We start from the raw sequence: 19,535 nt of genomic DNA on the forward strand, positions 1-19,535 counted from the left end.
TTTCACTTCCTTTTAATTAAAAGGGGGAAAGATTCCCCCCTTTTTCTTATTGCTTTGGTTTGACGAGTAAATATCCTGTCATTTCTTGGTGCAATGCTGAACAGAAATTTGTGCAATAAATTGGATATGTTCCTGCTTTATCCGCCACAAATTCTACTGTGTTCGTTTGCCCTGGTTGTATTTCGATATTAAGATTGTATTTGTTAATCGCAAAACCGTGTGTAATATCTTCGTCACGGTCGATGTTCGTGAGATGGATAAATACTTTATCGCCTTCGTTTACCTCTATGACATCTGGACGTTTTGCTTTCGCATCAAAAATGAATTTCGAACGCATCGCAATACCATATACGTGCACTTCGTTCCCTTTGCGGACGATGCGCGTATCTTTTTGATTAAAGACAGCGTGCGGATTTTTTTCATCTTTTGGATATACTTCAATCGTTTTAATTTTATCGGCCCTAATCATTTGTCCGTAGTGCGGTTCCGGATCGACCGGTGCCGATTGAATAACTTCCATTTTTCCACTAATATCGATTAATTGCATCGACTCTGGGTGCGATGGTCCAACAGATAAATAGCTGTCTTTTGCCAATTTATTCAATGAAACTAAATATTTTCCGTCCGGAGAAACGGTGTCGCCTTCTGCAGCAACCGAGTGGCCTGGCGAATATTGCACCGGCACACGGTCAAGCACTTCGCCTGTGTTCGGATCCCATTTGACGACCTCAGAAGAAATGAACATCGTCGTATACGCCATTCCTTTATCATCGAATTGGGTATGAAGTGGTCCAATTGCATTTTCTGGGTTTACTTCACGTTCTACCACCGATTCATATTTTAAAATCGGAATGCCGTTTCGTTCACCGGCGAAGTCTTTATTTTCAATCGCTTTAAACGCTTTTTCAAAAGAGAATACGGTAAGCAATGGTGCTAGTTTACCTGAAGCAATAAATCGCTTGCCATCAGGGGTGACATCTACTCCGTGCGGCGATTTTGCCACTGGTATTAAATAAATGCCACCTTTATGTTTTTCAGGGAAAATAATTTTTTGTCCTTCAACGGTATCATATTTCCCCTCTTTCACCATCTTCTCGAGCTCTTTCCAGTTAAACAAAACGATAAAGTCGCGGTCTTCTTTAGAAGCGTTAATCTCTAAGTTAGTCGTTGCTTCTTCTGTGTTATACGTCGTCATAACTGCCCAGTCTTTGGAAATCTTCTTCCCCGCATCAGACAAATCATACGACCATGGCGGTAATGCGACTTGATACGCGATATTTAATTTTTGCGTCTTTTCATCGAATGTGACAGCACTCATCACGCCGCGGTATTTTGTGCTATAGTCATCAAGCGATTCATATTTATCCCCAAGCGGAACGGCAAAACGCGTCGGCAAAAACAAATATTCCGTGTTTTCCGTCACAAATGCCGCACAGTGTGGACCGCTTGTATTTGGCACACTAATAATGTCTTTAACGGTAAACGTTTTCAAATCCATCACTGCCGCACGGCTGTTGGCGACATCGGTCGCAAATAAATATTTTCCGTCATAATCTCCGTTCGTTTCGGAAAGCGCAGGATGGTGCAAATCTCCCCATGTGTAGCCGCCAAGCATTTTTTTCGAATGTTCGTCCCATCCATATCCGGTAGCGGAGTCAAGTGAAAATACGGGGACAGTTCGAATGCGTCGAAGCGATGGAACACCATATACAAATAACTGTCCTGAGTGGCCACCAGAAGCAAATAAGTAGTATTCATCTCTCTCACCAAACGGAACGTATACTTTTTCCGCATTGGTTTTCGCAGATGCCGTTGAAGTCGGTTGTTTTGGAGAAAAATCGCCGAAAAAAACAGTGGAAGCTAACACACCGACAGCCAACCCAGAAATGGCGGAAATCCATTTTTTCTTCATACGAACACCTCTTTTCGTTTATTTTTCCGAGGCAACTTTTAACGCTTGAACGATCGCTTTTCGTTCTTCATCCGTCAGCGGATTCGATTTGATTACGCCAGACATCACCGCAGACGTTGGCTCCTTTAAAAACTCATCAATTGGTTTTCCATGTTTTCCTTCGACTTCTACATAAGCGTTCGATAAGTCCGGTCCTGTCGTACCGCCTTGCACGTTCAATTTAGAAATAGCGTGACAAGAAATACACCCTTTTTGTTTAAAGATTTCCCCCTCCTTCGAACTTACAGTGGTGTCCTTTTGTTCAGTCGACGTTTCGTTGCTTTGCTCAGTAGCTGTTGGTTGTTCTTTGGCAGGCTCTTTGTTAGCGAAATGGAAATATGTATATCCACCCGCCAAGCCTATAACAGCGCTAAGCAAAAAAATAAGCAGTGACTGTTTCATTTCCTCACCTCTTTTCATTTTTCCTTCACAATCTATTATAATGTCTTACATAAAATTCAAGTTGTGCTACAAATCACTTGACGATGGAATTTTTTGAACAAATGATGACATATTAATCGTTGACAACTTACTTTTCGTAAGTTTATAATTATCTTGAAGTCAAGATAAAGGTTGATGCGTATGAATCAAAACGAGCAAACATTATCGTTAAAACTATTCGTTGTTCTTTCTAGGGCACATAAAGCGGTGTCGGAACATGTAAAACATGACATTCAACGTTACGGACTAAATCCAACGGAGTTTGGTGTTCTTGATTTGCTGTATCATAAAGGAGCGCAGCCGATCCAACAAATCGGTGATAAAATTTTGCTTACAAGTGGAAGCATGACATATGTCATCGACAAACTCGAAGAAAAAGGATATATCGTCCGACAACGTTGTGAAAAGGATCGGCGTATTACGTACGCTGTCATTACCGAAGAAGGGAAAGCATTAATGGATCACATTTTCCCGCAACATGCGCAAAAAATGGCGGATATTTTCCAAGCGCTTTCTACAGACGAGAAGGAAATGGCGATCCACTTGCTTAAAAAGATAGGTCTTTCATTAACGCCTTTTTAAAGGCCTATCGCACACCTTTATCTTGAAATCAAGATATATGAAAGGAGAAATGATCATGATGCACATTGGTATTTTACTTATTCGTCTCGCTGTCGGTTTAACGTTCGTCGGTCATGGAGCCCAAAAATTGTTTGGATGGTTCGGGGGATACGGCTTAAAAGGAACAGGTGGGTGGCTTGAGTCCATTGGGTTAAAACCAGGAGTGACAATGGCACTCATTGCTGGCCTAGCGGAGTTCGTTGGGGGATTGTTGTTTGCCCTCGGGCTGTTCACCCCATTTGCAGCTTTGCTGCTCGCTGCTACAATGGTCGTCGCTATTGTAAAAGTGCACGCTCCGAATGGATTTTGGGTCACTCAAAATGGCTTTGAGTACAACTTTATTTTGATTGTTGTTGTGATCGGTATTGCTCTTATCGGCGCAGGCGACTACTCAATTGATGCACTCATAAAATAAGGAGGCACACCATGATTCACGTATATCCTGGACATAAACGGTTTCAATCAAACCACGGTTGGCTACAAAGCTATTTTAGTTTTTCATTCGCTGAATACTTTGATCGGAAAAATATGCACTTTGGTCCATTACGTGTATTTAACGATGATATCATCGCGCCACAACGTGGTTTTGGAGCTCACCCTCATCAAGAAATGGAGATTGTGACAGTCGTCTTAAAGGGACAGCTCGAACATCGCGATAATCTCGGCAATCATCGTATCATTTCATTTGGTGAAGTACAACGAATGACAGCCGGAACAGGCATTGTACATTCAGAAATGAATCCATCTGCTACAGAAGAAGTCAATCTGCTACAACTTTGGTTTCTACCTGAAGCACGCGGTCTTACCCCGTCATATGAACAAGTTTCATATGATATTGAAAAAATGAAAAATCGCTTATTGCCTATTGTTTCGAAAAAGCAGGCAGGTGATCAAGTTGCTTACATTCATCAAGATATAACGATGTATTTATCCGATTTAGAAAATAATCAGCACATAACATTCCATCAACAAGAAGGCCGTCGAATATATCTTTTTGTTATTGAAGGAGAACTTGTGTTAAATGGTGAAACGATGTTACAACGTCGTGATGCTGCTCGTATAACAGATATAACAACATTACACATCACATCGAAAACAGATAGCCGATTTATGCTGATTGATTTACCATAGTTGCCAGCTTGCCCGCTTAAGTGGGCAAGCTAAATTTAACATTATCCTCCATTTTAATGTTCCGCTTCCATCATGACAATCCACGTAAATAAATCCATATCGTTTTGAAAACTCACCTGTTGAAAAAATATGAAACTTTTTACAAACTCACAAAAAAAGGAGTAAAATATGACATATATGTGATCAAAAAAGCAGGTGAAAGTATGGCAAATATTCGTGAAATCGCAAAACGGGCAGGTGTTTCTGTATCAACCGTATCTCGTGTGCTCAATGGCTATCCATATGTCAAAGAAGAAAAACGAAAAGCTGTATGGGATGTCGTTCATGAATTAAACTACAAAAAAAATATTAATGCCGTTCACTTATCAAAAGGAAAAACAAATATTATCGGGGTTATGTTACCGACCATCAATCACCCCTATTTTAGCATGATTGTAGAAGGAATTGCGGAAGAAGCATTGCGATATGGATACCATCTTCTCTTTTTTCAAACAAACTATGACATACATAAAGAATTAGAAGCGCTCGAAATGTTACGTGTCAAGCAAATAGATGGCCTCATCATTTGTTCACACACCATTAGCCTTGAAACACTTGAATTATACATAAGCGACGGACCAATCGTTTTATGCGAAGATATACAAGAGCCCCATATATTTTCTGTATACATTGACCATTATCAAGCTTTTATGCTTGGGATGGATTATTTAATAAAAAAAGGGCATTCAAAAATCGGATATTGTCTCGGTCGACCAACGAGCATTAATAGCCAAAAGCGAAAAGCTGCTTATAAAGATGCCCTTCAACACATACATGCTCCGATTCATGCAAATTGGATGTTCCACCATTGTCTACATATAGGCGATGGGAAGCGAATCGTATCTACGATTCTTTCGCTTGCGGAAAAACCGACCGCTTTGCTCGTTACTAGCGATCAAGTTGCTGCTGGAATTGTTTTATGGGGAAAAACATACGGATTGCGCGTTCCGAACGATCTAGCTATCGTCAGCTTCGATAACCATCCTATTTCAGAAGCGTTGCACATTACAACAATCGAACTCCCTCTTTCTCTTATGGGGAAAAAAGCTTTCCAAATGATATACGACTATTTTGCAAACAGCTACACACAGCCCAAAAAAGAAAAACTACCCGTTCGCCTTATTGAACGGACATCTGTATAGTGGCAAGCGATACACTTGCCACTATGCTTCTTTCGGCAACCAAAACGTCAGAACACCAAATAAAGGAAGAAAACTACACATAACCATAAGTGTTTTTAGCGTATACACGTCTGCAATTTTTCCAAGTGCAACCGCTCCAAGCGCTCCCATGCCAAATGCGAGGCCGACAATTAACCCTGATGCCATCCCAACGTTTCCTGGAAGCAACTCTTGCGCATAAACAACAAAAGTAGCAAAACTAGACGATAAAATAAAACCTGTGACAAAGACAATTGGCAAAACGAAATGAAGCGGAACATATGGCAAAATGAGCGCAAATGGTGCCGTACCAAGCGTTGAAGCAAAAATTAAATTTCGTCTCCCAAATCGATCAGCAAGCGGACCGCCAAAAACTGTCCCGATTGCCCCTGCAATCATAAAAACAAATAAATAAAGCTGCGCTTCACGAATCGAAATATGATAATATTTCGCTAAATAAAATTGATAATAATTTGAAATTCCCGCATAGTACCACGAACGCGCAAACACTAAAAGAACTAAAAGAATGAGTGCAAATATTACACGTTTGTTTGCACGCTCCTTTTCTTCTATCGTTTTTTCACGTCGCTCTTTCACCTGATACAATTGAACAGCATACCATTTAGAAACCCAAAATAAAACAGTCATCCCAACCGCTGCAACAAACACAAACCATCCTGCTCCCTTTTGCCCGAACGGAACAAAAATAAGGGCTGTAAATAACGGTGCAAGGGCGTTTCCTGTATTGCCGCCAAGTTGGTAAATCGATTGGGCAAATCCTCTTCTCGCTCGAGCAGCCAAATAAACAACACGCGAACCTTCCGGATGAAATACTGCTGACCCTAATCCAATGAATAAAACCGACAATAAAACAAAGAAAAAATTAGGCGCAAACGCCAATCCAATCATTCCTAACAAACTAGCTCCCATGCCAAGCGGCAAAAAGCTCGGTGACGGGCGTCGATCCGAAAGCAAACCGACAACCGGTTGCAAGATGGACGAAGTCATATTCAGCGTAAATGCAATCCAACCGATTTGTGTATAAGATAAATGCATCGATGATTCTAAAATGGGAAACAGCGCTGGCACCACAGCTTGCATCGCGTCGTTCAATAAATGACCGATGCTAATAGCGATTAAAATAGGATAAACAACGGTTTGCATATTTGCACGTTGCTCAATACTTGCTTGCATCTTCCTCTCTCCCTACGAAACAAATGGAATATTTACATTATAATCCGTTTTTTGCTTTACTGCAAAAAAATTACCTAAAAAAGACAGCTCCATGGGCTGCCTTTATTCCGCTAACTCCATATGGGTGCGCTGCAACTGCGCATCGCCTACCGGGTGAAACTCGTTTTCCATTTTTGAAACAACGACGGTTGCCACACCGTTGCCGATTAAGTTCGTAATCGCACGCGCCTCCGACATAAAGCGGTCTACCCCAAGCAAAAGCGCCATTCCTTCTATTGGAATCATCGGAAATACAGCTAACGTAGCCGCCAATGTAATAAAGCCTGAACCTGTAACTCCTGCTGCTCCTTTAGACGTTAGCATTAATACCCCTAAAAGCGTAAGTTCCTGCCAAATAGTAAGATCAATGCCATATGCTTGCGCAATAAACATCGCTGCCATCGAAAGATAAATGGACGTTCCGTCTAAGTTGAACGAATAGCCTGTCGGAATGACTAAACCAACAACCGATTTCGAACAACCGTATTTTTCGAGCTTTTCCATCATTTTTGGCAACGCCGATTCAGATGATGATGTTCCTAATACAAGTAAGATTTCTTCCTTAATGTAGGCAATAAATTTAAAAATATTGAACCGATAAAACTTAGCGATCGCTCCTAGCACGACAACAATAAATAAGAACATTGTTATATATACAGAAGCCATTAATTTTCCAAGCGCCACTAACGAACCTAATCCAAATGTGCCGATCGTATACGCCATCGCGCCAAATGCACCAATTGGCGACACTTTCATCACCATATTCACGATACCGAAGAAAATATCTGCTAGCTTTTCAAACAACGCCATAACCGGCTTTGCTTTTTCTCCTAAGGCAGCAGTTGCTAAGCCGAATAATACAGCGAAGAATAAGATCGGCAACAACTCTCCTTTTGCCATCGCACCGACAACGTTATCTGGGATAATGCCAAGCAAAAACTCCACGAACCCATGATTTGCTGCTTCTGCTTGTTGCGTATATTGCGAAATATCGCCGCCTTCTACAGCTTCCGTGTTGAAGCCGACACCCGGTTTGACAAAATTCACAACAACAATTCCGATCGCAAGAGCAAACGTTGTGATAATTTCAAAATAAATGAGCGCTTTTCCGCCAATTCGCCCAACCTTTTTTAAATCTCCCATATTACCAATGCCGATAACAACAGTAAAAAAAATGATTGGTGCAATCACCATCTTAATAAGCTTAATAAATCCATCCGCTAATACTTTCAATTTGGTTCCGAACTCTGGAAACAAAAATCCGACAGCAATCCCTAAAAGAATCCCGGTAATAACTTGAACCGTTAAATTTTTAAACGTGATTCTCATTCCTCTCTCTCCCCTTCGTTTTTTTGGTAACGCTTTCAAAAAAATCCCCTTTGCTGTTTTTATCGTAACGAATGTTTTTAAAAATTTGAATATTATGTTACTATTGGTCGTTTTGTTCATTTTGGTCGTCAAAAAAGCTGAGCATTTTACTCAGCTTTGATTTGATGCAAAAGTTCGCTTCCGAATTCCCATTCAAACTCGTCATATAAAGGAGAAAACTTTTGTTTCCACACTTCTTGTTCCTTCTTCGTTAGTTCGTAAATATGCATCTTTGAATTTTGTTTCATTTTCTCTAATTCTGCTTCATTTTGTTTTCTTGATTGGTTTAAGTTCCAAGCGGTCGTTTCTTGCATCGCTTCCGCAATGTTTTGCTGTATATCTTTCGGAAGCTTATCCCAAAAATGCTGATTGACGATTACCGCATAGCCGAGATAACCGTGATTACTAATCGTCAAATACGGCTGAAACTGATAAAAGTTTTTTGAATAAATATTAGAAATTGTATTTTCTTGGCCATCAAACGCATGTTTTTCTAGCGATTCATATACATGATTAAACGGAACAACAGTCGGCTTTGCCCCTAAAAGTTGAAATTGCTTTTCGATTATTTCACTTGGCATGACGCGAAATTTTAATCCTGAAAAATCGCTCGGTTCGATAAGCAGGCGACGGTTGCTCGTCATTTGCTTAAAACCGTTCCCCCACAAGGCCAATCCTTTCATCTCTTTTTTCTCTAACATCGCTAATAGACGTTTCCCTACTTCCCCCGTGAACGCTCGCTCCACATCATCATAGCTCTCAAAAATAAACGGCAAATCGAGCACTTGCCATTCTGGAAGCAATTGCGTTACTTTTGAAACCGATGGTGCAATCATTTGGACGTCGCCACGCAACAGTGCGTCGATTTCTTCTTCATCTGAATAAAGAGAACCGTTCGGGAATACTTCGACTTTGACGCGACCGTTTGTTTTCTCTTTGACAAGCTCTGCAAATTTTTGCGCTGCCAATCCTTTCGGCGTATTTTCCGCTACGACATGGCTGAAGTAAATAACAATTTGTTTCTGTAATCCTTTTTGTTCATCATCGTACACAACATGTTCCATCGTCTGTTTTTGCCACATAAATACTAATATGACAAACATAAGCAATATCCCGCTAACGAAATACCATTTTTTCATATCCCAACACCACTTAACGTAACTATTCACCCCGATAGTAGTATGTAAAAAAAGCGCAACACAAATAGGGCATCTCCAATTGTTTTAATAAAATTCTAACATACAACAAAAGAAATGTTAAAATAGTGAAAGAATGATAGATCAAGAGGGAGAAACGATGAAGCGCTTATCGATTCGCTGGAAAATTACTGCTCTTATTTTCTTTATCGTCAGCTTTTCATTATTGCTTAGCGGAACGATTGTCGTCGGAAACTTTGTGCATACAAAAGAAGAAGAGTTAAAACAACGAGCGTTGTTAACAGCTCGCACCGTTTCTGAACTACCCGAAATAAAACAAAACATTAAAGGGACAGTGAAAGAACGGCGCATGATTAATCCTATTGTAGAGCGGTTGCGCGTCATCCACGGGGCCGCGTATATTTCCGTTTTGGATATGAAAAAAGTCCGCCTTTCTCATCCGGTCAACGAAATGATTGGGAAGCGCTCCTACGGGGAAGATGAAGGCCCAGCTTTTGCTGAACATACGTATACAACAAAAGCACGCGGCGAAATCGGAACGGTGATTCGTGCCTTTGTTCCTGTGATGGATAACGACCATCACCAAATTGGCGTTGTGATTGCTGCATACGTGCTTCCTAGCTTTATGCAAGTGCTTCTATCGTTAAAAACCGAGATTTTCGTCACAGCGAGTCTTTCGTTATTGTTTGGCGGATTCGGCGCATGGCATTTAGCTTCCCATATTAAACAACAAATGTTTCAACTTGAACCTCATGAAATTGCAAAGTTATTAGTGGAGCGGATGGAAACATTCAACGCGATGCATGAAGGAGTGATCGCAATTGATACAGATGAACGCATTACTATTTTTAATGATAGGGCAAAAGCGATGCTAGGTGTAACGGAAGATGTCATCGGAAAACCGATTCGTTCCGTGCTTCCTGATACTCATTTGCCGGAAATTTTACAAATCAATCGCCCAATTTATAACAAAGAACTGCAAATTCGCAATTTAGCGATTTTAAGCAATCGTATCCCGATTAAAGTGAACGGGAAAACAGTAGGAGCAGTTGCAATTTTCCAAGACCAGACAGAGGTGAAAAAACTAGCAGAAGAACTGACCGGGGTCAAAGCGTTCGTTAGCGCACTTCGCGTGCAGACGCACGAATATATGAATAAACTTCATACAATCGCTGGACTTATTCAGCTCGGACATAAAGAAAAGGCGCTAGAATATGTGTTTCAAGTGACAGCCGAGCAAGAAGAATTAATTCGCTTTTTAAGCAAAAACATTAAAAATGAGAGCATTTCTGGTCTTCTCTTAAGTAAAATTAGCCGCGGAAAAGAATTGGGGATTACAGTAACGATTGATCGTCATAGCCAATTACACCGATTTCCAAAGTCTTTAGATCATCATGATTTCGTCGTCATCCTCGGCAATCTCATTGAAAATGCCTTCGATTCGTTTGAGACGGTTAACGATCGTCCGAAAGAAGTATATATTAGCATTGAACAAACAGATGACATTTTATCGCTGTCTGTAGAAGATAACGGCTGCGGCATAGAAGAATCGATACAAGTCCATATGTTTGAAGAAGGATTTTCTACAAAAAAAACAACAGGACGTGGCATTGGCCTATATTTAATTAAACAAATCGTTGAAAAAGGAAAAGGGCATATTCACGTTGAGTCGGAAAAAGGAAAAGGAACGATTTTTACAATTACATTCGAAATGTGAGGGGATGGGAAATGTACAAAGTGGTATTAATCGAAGACGATCCAATGGTACAAGAAGTAAATCGGCAATTTATCGAACAAGTTTCGCCATTTCGTGTCGTCGGCATCGCCGGCAATGGCGTCGACGGAATGGAAATGGTTCGCAATCTTCAGCCCGATTTAGTAATTATTGATATTTACATGCCTCTAAAAGACGGGATTGAGACGATCCAAACAATTCGGAGCGAAAAACTTGAAGTAGATGTCATTGCCATTACTGCTGCAAATGATATAGAAACCGTTCGACGGATGTTGCAAAACGGTGTGTTTGACTATATTATGAAACCGTTTAAGTTTGAACGGCTTAAACAAACGCTCGAGCATTATCACACTTTCCGTCAAACGTTAAAAACAAAAGAAAAGGTTACACAAAAAGAGTTAGACTCGCTTTTCCAACTGGAAACGGACGTGCGGACAGAACTTCCGAAAGGGCTAAATGACATCACATTAAAAAAAATTGTCGACTTTCTGCAACAACAAACCGTTTCGGTGTCGGCAGAAGAAGTAGCTGAAGGAGTCGGCATTGCTCGCGTGACGGCTCGAAGGTATTTAGAGTATTTAGAAAAAGAGCGAAAAGTTCAACTAGACGTTCAATACGGCGGAATTGGCCGACCAGTAAACCGCTATATCAAGCGCTCATAATTCGATGTAGTTTCTCCAATCCCCTCTCCATCACTCATAAATCAAAGCCGCCAATTATCCATTGGCGGCTTTCGCTTCTTCTGTCGCTTCTTTATGCATTTTTCCATTTTTCCATTTCCCTGCCATAAGCACTCCAGCAATGACAAGAAGCTCAAATCCATATTTTACGATTGGATTGGCGAAATACGTTGCTAAAAACGGCTCGCCAACAATCATTTTTGCAGCCGTCCACGCTAACACACCGGCTCCGATCGTAATAATGATCGGGAAGCGATCGACCCATCTTAAAATGAGCGTGCTTCCCCAGACAACGACCGGAACAGAAATGAGCAATCCTAAAATGACGAGCAAAAAGCTACCATGAGCAGCACCAGCTACCGCTAAAACGTTGTCAATCCCCATTAGTGCATCAGCGATAATAATCGTGCGAATCGCTTCCCACATGCTTTGTCCGGCTTCCACTTCATGTCCTTTTTCTTCGATAAGCAATTTATAAGCGATCCAAACGAGCAATACCCCACCGACAAGTAATAAGCCTGGAATTTTTAACAACCACACGACCGCCATTGTCGCCAACGCCCGAATGGCAATGGCACCGACTGTCCCCCAAATGATCGCTTGCTTTTGTTGATGCTTCGGTAAATTTCGTGCAGCCAACCCAATGACAATCGCATTATCTCCAGCCAACACAAGGTCAATAATAATGATTGATAATAGTGCGGTCAAAAATTCTATTGAAAGAAAATCCATTTTGTTTCATCCTCTTATATTCCATATTTATGTTTTAATGTGTTTGGTGCTGTTTTGATCATGCTTTTCAAAATAAGCATCAATACGGCTACATCATCGAGCATCCCAATAACAGCTAGCCAATCTGGAATGGCATCAAACGGAATGAAAAAATACCCGATGAAGAGAAGAAGGTACGCTATTTTTTTACGAAGCGCTATTTCTCGGGAACGAAAAAACGAAATGACAAACGGAATAAAGCGCCCTATTTTGAAAAATAATCGTATCCTTCTCATTGCTTTCCCCTCCTTCCAAACGAAAAAAGACCTTTACCATTTCGGTAAAGGTCTTCTATATTCGTACGGACCTCTACCGCATCGGTAAAGGTCTCGCTAACAACGTCAACGTTGCCAACAAAGCCGAGGGCGCAAACCCTGAACTGACGACTTTGCTGTAAAAGCTACTCCCCTTTTACACATCTCTCATATACTGCTACTTTCATATTATCTCATTTTTTTCTACCTGTCAATAAGTTATTATCGCCCACACAAATTATTTGCCAAACTGTTTGCACATTTTTTAAGCTTAGCATGTTTAGTTTTTCACCAAGCTTTTACTAGCCCCGAACGAACCGATGAAGACAATGAAAAATCTTTGTTACATCAAGCTGAAACGCAGGGTCAACAGATGATTTTTTCGTAATTACTTCTTTTTTGAAGCAGCTTCTATCGCAAACTGTGCCCCCATTAACTCAACGGCGCATAAAATGAAAATAAAAAAGATCCCCATTGTTTTCCCTCCCTTATGCTTTTGACGCAAGCATAAGGTATGAAACGCGTTTCGATGCAACATGTTTTTGTAATTTTTTAATGAAACTTTTCACTCATGCGTCGAATAAAAACAAACGAAGCAATTGCAATCAAAGCAAGGATACTTTCTACAGCCCAAATATTTGAAATAACTTTCACTTGATATAACGCAGGGACAACATCATTGAATAGACATCCCAAACAAATTGATCTCTCCGTTCATTTACGTGAAAATATATACGACTGGATAAACAAATACATCGTGCCACCAAATACGACGATCATAAGAAAAATAAAGCGCCACACACTTGTTACAAATATCGTGAACATAATCAATACACCCATGATAACAAACACTTTTCCACCGACACGGTGCGTTTTTTGCCAAACTACTTCGTTTTCTAACGTCCAAGGGGTGCGAATGCCAATGAAATAATTCGGTTTAATTTTCGGCATATAATTGCCAAGGACAATAAATAAAACACCCACCCCGATAGGCACAACAATATCAACTTGCACAGGAAACCCGAGATTATATGCGAGCGTCACCACATGTATGCTAAATAAAAACAAAATAAATACATGTAAAAAAATACGATATACTTTTTCAAATTTCTCGTAGTTTTCTTTGCGTGGATCCACTTTCGGCAAAAAGACGATGAGAGCAACAATTCCTGTTAACAAAATCGGTAATAATAACGCGCCCCACCATTTGTTTGTAAAGCCATCTGGTTCTCCCGCAACGTTCCAATGAATGGCTACCTCATTCGGCAAATACGGAATAGCTAATAAACTTAAGATATAGCTACATATAATAAGAAAAATAACAAACGAATGCTTTTTCATGATTCATCACCTTCTTTTTGTAATATGTCATAAAACCAGCTCATTAAATCTTGAAACACCGTTGTGTTTAATGAATAATAAATATGCTGACCAACCCGTCGATCTTCCACTAAATCGGCTTGCTTTAATATTTTTAAATGATGGGAAACGCTCGGCTTTTGCATATCAAAATGTTCGGCAATTTCCCCTGCTGTTAAGTCCCCTTTTTTTAATAAAGAAAGAATTTTTCTTCGGTTCGGATCAGCAATCGCTTTAAACGCTTCGTTAAACGACATCCTTTTTCACCTACTTTCTTTTAGATATTTAGATAAATTTCTAATTGCATAATATCCCTTTTTTATACATGAGTCAATATACAAAAAGGAACCATTGAACATTGTATGTCAGTTTCTCAACGAAATTTTGAATACACGCTCAACCATAAAAAAGAAAAAAGAAGCCGACTTGGCTTCTTCCCAAAATTTTCTATTCCTTCACCTTCACCGCTGTACCTGTCGCAATGCACATCATCATTCCATCGCGCAACGTTTCAAAATCAAGATCGACACCAACGACTGCATTTGCGCCCATATTGCGCGCTTTTTTTACCATTTCTTCTACTGCCATGTCTCGTCCTTCAGCTAGCTTGCTTTCATACGTTCCACTTCGCCCACCGATAATGTCTGTAATGCTCGCTAAAAAATCGCGTACGACGTTAGCCCCTAAAATCACCTCACCAGACACTAAACCGAGATATTGCTCAATTTGCTTTCCTTCAATGCTATTTGTTGTTGTAACGATCATGTCAATTACCCCTTTCTATAAATAAAATGAACTCCTTTATTATATTCTCCACCGTTTAAAATCATCCTTTCTCCAAAAACGAATCGGCTCCCAAACAGGAAGCCGATTTGTTTAGTCATGAAAGTTCCTTCCATCTGTCGTTTCTTTCACAATGCCCGCACGAATGACGAAGTCGCCAAAACGTTCGCCATCGAAGCGTTCTTTCGCATAACGAGAAAGAAGCATACGAAGCTCTGATAAAATCTCTTTTTCCCCGATATTTTCACGATATAATTTTCCAAGGCGACTGCCGTCAAACGCTGCTCCGAGATACATATTATATTTACCAACGGATTTGCCGATAAATGCAATTTCTCCAAGCACATGACGTGCACAGCCGTTCGGGCAACCCGTCATACGAATCGTGATTTCTTCATCGCGAAGCCCGTTTTCTTCCACAATTTCTTCGATTTTATCAAGCAGTTTTGGCAAATACCGCTCCGCTTCCGCCATCGCTAATCCGCACGTTGGTAGCGCCACACAGGCAAGTGAGTTGCGGCGAAGCGCACTATAATGTTTGCCATCTGTCAATTTGTATTGTTGAATGAGCGCATCAATTTCTTCTTTTTTCTCGCTTGGCACGTTCGCAATGACTAAGTTTTGATTAGCTGTTAAGCGAAAGTCCCCTGTATGCACTTTCGCAATTTCTCGCAAGCCTGTCATTAACGGATAATCATCTGTATCTTTCACCCGACCACCTTCGACAAATAACGTAAAATGCCACGTCCCGTTTACCCCTTCAACCCAGCCGTAGCGATCGCCATTATGTTCAAAATGATACGGACGCGCTTCTTCCAGCTCCCATCCAAGCCGACGCTCTAATTCTGCTTTGACAGCTTCAAGCCCTAGCCGATCAATCGTATATTTAAAGCGGGCGTGTTTGCGTACGGAGCGGTTGCCGTAATCGCGCTGAATCGTGACGACTTTTTCTGCCACATCAATGACTTGTTCTGGCTTACAAAAACCGATGACTTTCGCTAGCTGCGGATATGTCGTACGGTCGCCATGCGTCATTCCCATCCCCCCACCGATCGCTACATTAAAACCAACGAGCTTTCCTTGTTCGACAATCGCAATAAAACCAAGGTCTTGCGAAAATACATCGACATCGTTTGACGGTGGGACGGCAATGCCGATTTTAAATTTCCGTGGCAAGTAAAGCGGTCCGTAAATCGGCTCTTGCTCTATTTCTGGTGTACCGGCTACTTTTTCTTCATCCAACCAAATTTCGTAATACGCCCTTGTTTGTGGCAATAAATGGTCACTTAACCTTTTCGCCCATTCATACACTTCCGCATGCACTTCTGACTGGTACGGATTTGGGTTGCACATAACGTTTCGATTCACATCGCCACATGCCGCCAACGTTGTAAGTAGGGCATCATTAATGGCTTGAAGCGTTTTTTTCATATTCCATTTCAATACACCATGAAACTGAAACGCTTGTCGTGTCGTAAGCTTCAATGTCCCGTTCGCATATGTCCGCGCCAATTCGTCCATCACAAGCCACTGTTCTGGTGTTGCTACTCCGCCTGGCGTACGAACGCGAATCATAAATTGATATGCAGGTTCTAACTTCTGTTTTTGTCGCTCTGCTCGTAAGTCGCGGTCATCTTGTAAATAACTTCCATGAAATTTCATTAGTCGATTGTCGTCTTCTGGAATACCAGCAGTAATACGGTCTTCCATCGTTTCTTTTAACGTGCCGCGCAAATAGTTGCTTTCTTGTTTAATCCGCTCGACGTCGCTTGGCGGTCCATCTGGTGCGGTTAATAAAAATTTTTCCACAATGATCCCCCCTAATATACGTCGCGTTGGTAACGTTTTTGTTTTTGCATCTCAGCTATATACGCTTCCGCTTGTTCACTACTCATCTGTCCTTCTTTTTCGATAATATGAATAAGCGTCTGGTGAACGTCGCGCGCCATACGCTGCTTATCACCGCAAACGTAAACAGCTGCTCCTTCTTCTAACCATCGGAACAACTCTTTCCTTTGCTCGAGCATTCGGTGTTGGACGTACACTTTTTCTTTTGTATCGCGCGAAAATGCGACGTCCATTTTCGTTAGCACACCGTTTTTCAACCAAGCTTGCCATTCTGTTTGATAAAGGAAATCGGTCACGAAATGTTGATCGCCAAAAAATAGCCACGACTTCCCTTTCGCCCCTATTGCCTCACGCTCTTGCAAAAAGCTGCGGAACGGCGCAACTCCCGTACCTGGTCCAATCATAATAATTGGCGTATTTGCATCCTTTGGCAGTTTAAAGTTCGGATTGTGATGAACGAACACAGGAAGTTTGTCGCCGATTTGCAGGCGCTCTGCACAAAACGTCGAGCAAACGCCTTTTCGCAACCGTCCGTGCGCTTCGTAACGAACCGCACCAACGGTAATATGCACTTCCTCTGGATACGCTAACAAGCTGCTTGCAATTGAATAAAAGCGCGGCTGCAACTTCCGCAAAGAAGACACAAACTGTTCTGGCGACATATCCCACGGACCGAACTCGCGAAGGACATCGAGCACATCGCGCCCTTTTATATAGTCTTTTCGCTTCGCTTCTTGTTCAGCAGAAAGAAGCGCATGAAACGCTTGATTACGTGAAAACGAAGCCAATGTTTGCAATAATTGCTCGCTTAATACCGTAATTTCTAAACGAGAGAGCAACGCTTCGCGTAACGGTTCTTCCTTCCCTTCCACAGAAACCGGTGTGTCTGGATTCCATTTCATTTCTTCAATAATCCAATCGACAAGTTCTGGGTCGTTTTTCGGGAAAACACCAAGCGCGTCGCCTGGTTCAAATACCAATCCTGAACCTTCGAGCGATAATTCAATATGACGTGTTTCTTTGTTCGAACCGCGTCCGTTTAAATTGATATTTTCTAATACTTCTGCTTGAAACGGATGCTTGCGCGAGTAGTTAGAAACAGGTTTCACTTGCGACTGCTGGGGAAGGACGGTGACGGAACCCCCGCCTTGCTTATTCAACTCACTAAGCACCCCATCAAGCCACTTCGCCGCTGCTTCCTCATAATCGACGTCACAATCAACGCGCTCGTATAACCGCTCCCCGCCTAGCTCTTCTAACCGTTTATCAAAATCTTTTCCCGTCTTGCAAAAATGCTCATACGACGTATCGCCAAGCGCCAATACCGAAAAACGAAGATGATTGAGCTTCGGTGCGCGCTTGCTATGGAGAAATTCGTAAAATGATAAAGCATTATCTGGCGGTTCCCCTTCACCATACGTGCTAACGACAACAAGCAACGTGTCGATTTTTTTTAAGTCGCTTGGTTTGAAATCAAGCATCGAGGAAACGGTGACGTGAAACCCGCGATTTTTAAGTGCTTCTCCTGCTTTTTCTGCCAATTTTTGTGCGTTTCCTGTTTGCGACCCGTAAAGAACGGTCACTTCTTTCGATACAGGGGCTTCTTGCTGTACCGCTGTGCTCGCAAATTCGGTAGCAGCCAAATATCCGCTTAACCAAAGCTTTTGCGCTGGCGTTAATGTCGGCCAAAGTCGGTTGAGCAAGTCAACTTGTTGTTCGTTAAATGGGCTATTCGTCACTTGAAACGGCAACATCTTTCACCTCTCATTTTTTTACTATTCCTATAAATCAAGTATGTTTTATTTGACTTTACCGCAAAAAATAAAATTAGTAAAATAAATATAAATTATCAGAACTATTTATTTTTTTAATGATTAAGGGGCGATAGCTGTGTACGATGAATTAAAAACATTTATGACTTTAGTAGAGGTGAAAAACTTCACAAAAACTGCGGAAATTCTCCATCTATCCCAACCGAGCGTCAGTTTGCACATTAAAAATTTAGAAAAAGAATTTCAAACGAAACTATTTATTCGTTCGCCAAAAAAACTACAAGTGACGGCGACTGGCGAATTACTTTACGATCGAGCTAAAAAAATGATTGCCTTGTACGAACAAACAAAACAAGATATTTTAGAATACCACGATTGTGTGAAAGGAACGTTGAAAATCGGGGCTAGTTTTACGATCGGGGAATACGTGCTTCCTTCTTTTTTACTTTCTTTACAAGACGATTATCCAGAACTACACTTCGAAGTGATGATTGGCAACACGAAGGAGATCGTCGAGCTTGTCCGTTCATATGAAGCCGATATTGGCTTAATTGAAGGGCAAACGAACGAAAAAGAATTGGCTGTTTATCCATTCATGCAAGATGAGCTTGTTATCGTGGCTTCAAACGATCACCCGCTCGTTCACAAACAGGAAGTATGTATAAGCGATCTACAAAATCAAATATGGATTACGCGCGAATTAGGCTCTGGCACACGTGAATACTTTAACCATTTTATTCGTTCAAATGGATTAAAAATTAAATCGCTCATGATCATCAGCAGCAATCAAGGAATTAAAGAAACGTTAATGCGCGGAAACGGGTTAGCCTTTCTTTCACGCCATGTGATTGAGCGTGAATTAAAACAAGGTCACTTATCGATCGTCTGTTTAAAGCACCCCCCTTTTTACCGAACGTTTTCTTATCTTTATGCACCGACAATGAAAAGCAAAAAAATTGTCCATTTATTTATTGATTTTCTCGAACGAAAAAAGATGTAACGAGCACGGCTATCCTGCTCTGTTACATCTTTTTGTTTAATGTTCCTCTAGCTGTGAAACAGGAACAAGCTGTTGCTTTTCAGGGTTGTCTAAAAAATGGATTGTTGCCGTTTCCGTTTGCGCATCGACATGTTCGATATATACCGATTTTCCATTATACGTTACATTTTTCATATCGGGCGATTGAGCAATTTGTTGCGCACGTGTTACGTTCATCCTATTTCGCGCAGGA

At 41.2% G+C, this 19,535-nt stretch carries 20 protein-coding genes; 7 read left to right on the top strand and 13 right to left on the bottom strand.

Going from position 1 to position 19,535, the window contains the following annotated elements; translation table 11 throughout:
* Positions 1-46 precede the first annotated feature (46 nt).
* Complete coding sequence (nosZ, locus tag ABEV15_RS03955) at positions 47-1,912, bottom strand: Sec-dependent nitrous-oxide reductase (RefSeq protein ID WP_498852416.1); 1,866 nt, start codon at positions 1,910-1,912, stop codon at positions 47-49.
* Between the two features lie 18 nt (positions 1,913-1,930).
* Complete coding sequence (locus ABEV15_RS03960) at positions 1,931-2,353, bottom strand: c-type cytochrome (RefSeq protein WP_252506221.1); 423 nt, start codon at positions 2,351-2,353, stop codon at positions 1,931-1,933.
* Between the two features lie 180 nt (positions 2,354-2,533).
* On the opposite strand from ABEV15_RS03960, the gene ABEV15_RS03965 reads away from it, so the two are divergent.
* The 4 genes from ABEV15_RS03965 to ABEV15_RS03980 all read left to right on the top strand — a co-directional run bounded on the left by ABEV15_RS03965 (position 2,534) and on the right by ABEV15_RS03980 (position 5,325).
* A complete protein-coding gene (locus tag ABEV15_RS03965; protein WP_498852417.1) occupies positions 2,534-2,974 on the top strand; it encodes a MarR family winged helix-turn-helix transcriptional regulator in 441 nt (146 codons plus the stop codon).
* Between the two features lie 55 nt (positions 2,975-3,029).
* Positions 3,030-3,428 (top strand): DoxX family protein, encoded by a 399-nt coding sequence (locus ABEV15_RS03970; protein ID WP_035018704.1) that lies wholly within the window; start codon positions 3,030-3,032, stop codon positions 3,426-3,428.
* 11 nt (positions 3,429-3,439) lie between these two features.
* The gene (locus ABEV15_RS03975; protein ID WP_498852418.1) at positions 3,440-4,144 is read left to right on the top strand and encodes a pirin family protein; all 705 of its coding nucleotides are present in this window, start codon (positions 3,440-3,442) and stop codon (positions 4,142-4,144) included.
* A gap of 203 nt (positions 4,145-4,347) precedes the next feature.
* On the top strand, positions 4,348-5,325 hold the full coding sequence (locus tag ABEV15_RS03980; RefSeq protein ID WP_498852419.1) for a LacI family DNA-binding transcriptional regulator: 978 nt from the start codon (positions 4,348-4,350) through the stop codon (positions 5,323-5,325).
* Positions 5,326-5,346: 21 nt separating this feature from the next.
* Here the strand turns inward: ABEV15_RS03980 and ABEV15_RS03985 are convergent, their stop codons facing one another.
* From ABEV15_RS03985 to ABEV15_RS03995, 3 genes are all read right to left on the bottom strand, one after another.
* Entirely contained in the window at positions 5,347-6,537 is a 1,191-nt protein-coding gene (locus tag ABEV15_RS03985; RefSeq protein ID WP_498852420.1) for an MFS transporter, read from the bottom strand.
* A gap of 102 nt (positions 6,538-6,639) precedes the next feature.
* Positions 6,640-7,905, bottom strand: coding sequence for a dicarboxylate/amino acid:cation symporter (locus tag ABEV15_RS03990; protein WP_498852421.1), 1,266 nt, complete (start codon positions 7,903-7,905; stop codon positions 6,640-6,642).
* A gap of 146 nt (positions 7,906-8,051) precedes the next feature.
* Positions 8,052-9,083 carry a TRAP transporter substrate-binding protein gene (locus ABEV15_RS03995; protein WP_498852422.1) on the bottom strand — a complete coding sequence of 344 codons (1,032 nt, stop codon included), beginning with the start codon at positions 9,081-9,083 and terminating at the stop codon, positions 8,052-8,054.
* A gap of 157 nt (positions 9,084-9,240) precedes the next feature.
* Here ABEV15_RS03995 and ABEV15_RS04000 point away from each other — a divergent pair, with 157 nt between their 5' ends.
* Positions 9,241-10,818: an ATP-binding protein gene (locus ABEV15_RS04000; RefSeq protein WP_498852423.1), complete on the top strand. Its 1,578-nt coding sequence runs from the start codon at positions 9,241-9,243 to the stop codon at positions 10,816-10,818.
* Positions 10,819-10,829: 11 nt separating this feature from the next.
* Positions 10,830-11,498 carry a response regulator gene (locus tag ABEV15_RS04005; protein ID WP_429637675.1) on the top strand — a complete coding sequence of 223 codons (669 nt, stop codon included), beginning with the start codon at positions 10,830-10,832 and terminating at the stop codon, positions 11,496-11,498.
* Between the two features lie 54 nt (positions 11,499-11,552).
* Here the strand turns inward: ABEV15_RS04005 and ABEV15_RS04010 are convergent, their stop codons facing one another.
* The 7 genes from ABEV15_RS04010 to ABEV15_RS04040 form a co-directional block, all read right to left on the bottom strand.
* Entirely contained in the window at positions 11,553-12,248 is a 696-nt protein-coding gene (locus ABEV15_RS04010) for a TerC family protein (RefSeq protein ID WP_498852424.1), read from the bottom strand.
* 14 nt (positions 12,249-12,262) lie between these two features.
* A complete protein-coding gene (locus ABEV15_RS04015; protein ID WP_429637677.1) occupies positions 12,263-12,523 on the bottom strand; it encodes a YkvA family protein in 261 nt (86 codons plus the stop codon).
* Positions 12,524-13,255: 732 nt separating this feature from the next.
* Positions 13,256-13,882, bottom strand: coding sequence for an SdpI family protein (locus ABEV15_RS04020; RefSeq protein WP_192948754.1), 627 nt, complete (start codon positions 13,880-13,882; stop codon positions 13,256-13,258).
* Positions 13,879-14,157 carry an autorepressor SdpR family transcription factor gene (locus ABEV15_RS04025; RefSeq protein WP_003397448.1) on the bottom strand — a complete coding sequence of 93 codons (279 nt, stop codon included), beginning with the start codon at positions 14,155-14,157 and terminating at the stop codon, positions 13,879-13,881. Before ABEV15_RS04025 ends, ABEV15_RS04020 begins: the two co-directional genes overlap by 4 nt.
* Positions 14,158-14,347: 190 nt before the next feature.
* Positions 14,348-14,665, bottom strand: a complete 318-nt coding sequence (locus tag ABEV15_RS04030; protein ID WP_004890888.1) for a YbjQ family protein — start codon at positions 14,663-14,665, stop codon at positions 14,348-14,350.
* Positions 14,666-14,776: 111 nt separating this feature from the next.
* Entirely contained in the window at positions 14,777-16,495 is a 1,719-nt protein-coding gene (gene cysI / locus ABEV15_RS04035) for an assimilatory sulfite reductase (NADPH) hemoprotein subunit (RefSeq protein WP_498852427.1), read from the bottom strand.
* A gap of 8 nt (positions 16,496-16,503) precedes the next feature.
* Complete coding sequence (locus tag ABEV15_RS04040; protein ID WP_498852425.1) at positions 16,504-18,285, bottom strand: assimilatory sulfite reductase (NADPH) flavoprotein subunit; 1,782 nt, start codon at positions 18,283-18,285, stop codon at positions 16,504-16,506.
* Between the two features lie 136 nt (positions 18,286-18,421).
* Between ABEV15_RS04040 and ABEV15_RS04045 the strand changes: the two genes are divergently transcribed.
* Positions 18,422-19,303: a LysR family transcriptional regulator gene (locus tag ABEV15_RS04045; protein ID WP_498852426.1), complete on the top strand. Its 882-nt coding sequence runs from the start codon at positions 18,422-18,424 to the stop codon at positions 19,301-19,303.
* 36 nt (positions 19,304-19,339) lie between these two features.
* On the opposite strand, the gene ABEV15_RS04050 is transcribed toward ABEV15_RS04045, so the two are convergent.
* A complete protein-coding gene (locus ABEV15_RS04050; protein ID WP_429633709.1) occupies positions 19,340-19,519 on the bottom strand; it encodes a small acid-soluble spore protein H in 180 nt (59 codons plus the stop codon).
* Positions 19,520-19,535: the final 16 nt, after the last annotated feature.

It is taken from the genome of Bhargavaea massiliensis, assembly GCF_050480245.1.
Lineage (GTDB): Bacteria > Bacillota > Bacilli > Bacillales > Anoxybacillaceae > Anoxybacillus.

Bases quoted from the DNA above. Each gene is read 5' to 3' on its own strand.
- ABEV15_RS04040 (WP_498852425.1), bottom strand. From the start codon at position 18,285: ATGTTGCCGTTTCAAGTGACGAATAGCCCATTTAACGAACAACAAGTT.
- ABEV15_RS03990 (WP_498852421.1), bottom strand. From the start codon at position 7,905: ATGAGAATCACGTTTAAAAATTTAACGGTTCAAGTTATTACCGGGATT.
- ABEV15_RS03960 (WP_252506221.1), bottom strand. From the start codon at position 2,353: ATGAAACAGTCACTGCTTATTTTTTTGCTTAGCGCTGTTATAGGCTTG.
- ABEV15_RS03995 (WP_498852422.1), bottom strand. From the start codon at position 9,083: ATGAAAAAATGGTATTTCGTTAGCGGGATATTGCTTATGTTTGTCATA.
- nosZ (WP_498852416.1), bottom strand. From the start codon at position 1,912: ATGAAGAAAAAATGGATTTCCGCCATTTCTGGGTTGGCTGTCGGTGTG.
- ABEV15_RS03985 (WP_498852420.1), bottom strand. From the start codon at position 6,537: ATGCAAGCAAGTATTGAGCAACGTGCAAATATGCAAACCGTTGTTTAT.
- ABEV15_RS04010 (WP_498852424.1), bottom strand. From the start codon at position 12,248: ATGGATTTTCTTTCAATAGAATTTTTGACCGCACTATTATCAATCATT.
- ABEV15_RS03965 (WP_498852417.1), top strand. From the start codon at position 2,534: ATGAATCAAAACGAGCAAACATTATCGTTAAAACTATTCGTTGTTCTT.
- ABEV15_RS03975 (WP_498852418.1), top strand. From the start codon at position 3,440: ATGATTCACGTATATCCTGGACATAAACGGTTTCAATCAAACCACGGT.
- ABEV15_RS04030 (WP_004890888.1), bottom strand. From the start codon at position 14,665: ATGATCGTTACAACAACAAATAGCATTGAAGGAAAGCAAATTGAGCAA.
- ABEV15_RS04020 (WP_192948754.1), bottom strand. From the start codon at position 13,882: ATGAAAAAGCATTCGTTTGTTATTTTTCTTATTATATGTAGCTATATC.
- ABEV15_RS04015 (WP_429637677.1), bottom strand. From the start codon at position 12,523: ATGAGAAGGATACGATTATTTTTCAAAATAGGGCGCTTTATTCCGTTT.
- ABEV15_RS03970 (WP_035018704.1), top strand. From the start codon at position 3,030: ATGATGCACATTGGTATTTTACTTATTCGTCTCGCTGTCGGTTTAACG.
- ABEV15_RS04000 (WP_498852423.1), top strand. From the start codon at position 9,241: ATGAAGCGCTTATCGATTCGCTGGAAAATTACTGCTCTTATTTTCTTT.
- ABEV15_RS04025 (WP_003397448.1), bottom strand. From the start codon at position 14,157: ATGTCGTTTAACGAAGCGTTTAAAGCGATTGCTGATCCGAACCGAAGA.
- ABEV15_RS04050 (WP_429633709.1), bottom strand. From the start codon at position 19,519: ATGAACGTAACACGTGCGCAACAAATTGCTCAATCGCCCGATATGAAA.
- ABEV15_RS03980 (WP_498852419.1), top strand. From the start codon at position 4,348: ATGGCAAATATTCGTGAAATCGCAAAACGGGCAGGTGTTTCTGTATCA.
- ABEV15_RS04005 (WP_429637675.1), top strand. From the start codon at position 10,830: ATGTACAAAGTGGTATTAATCGAAGACGATCCAATGGTACAAGAAGTA.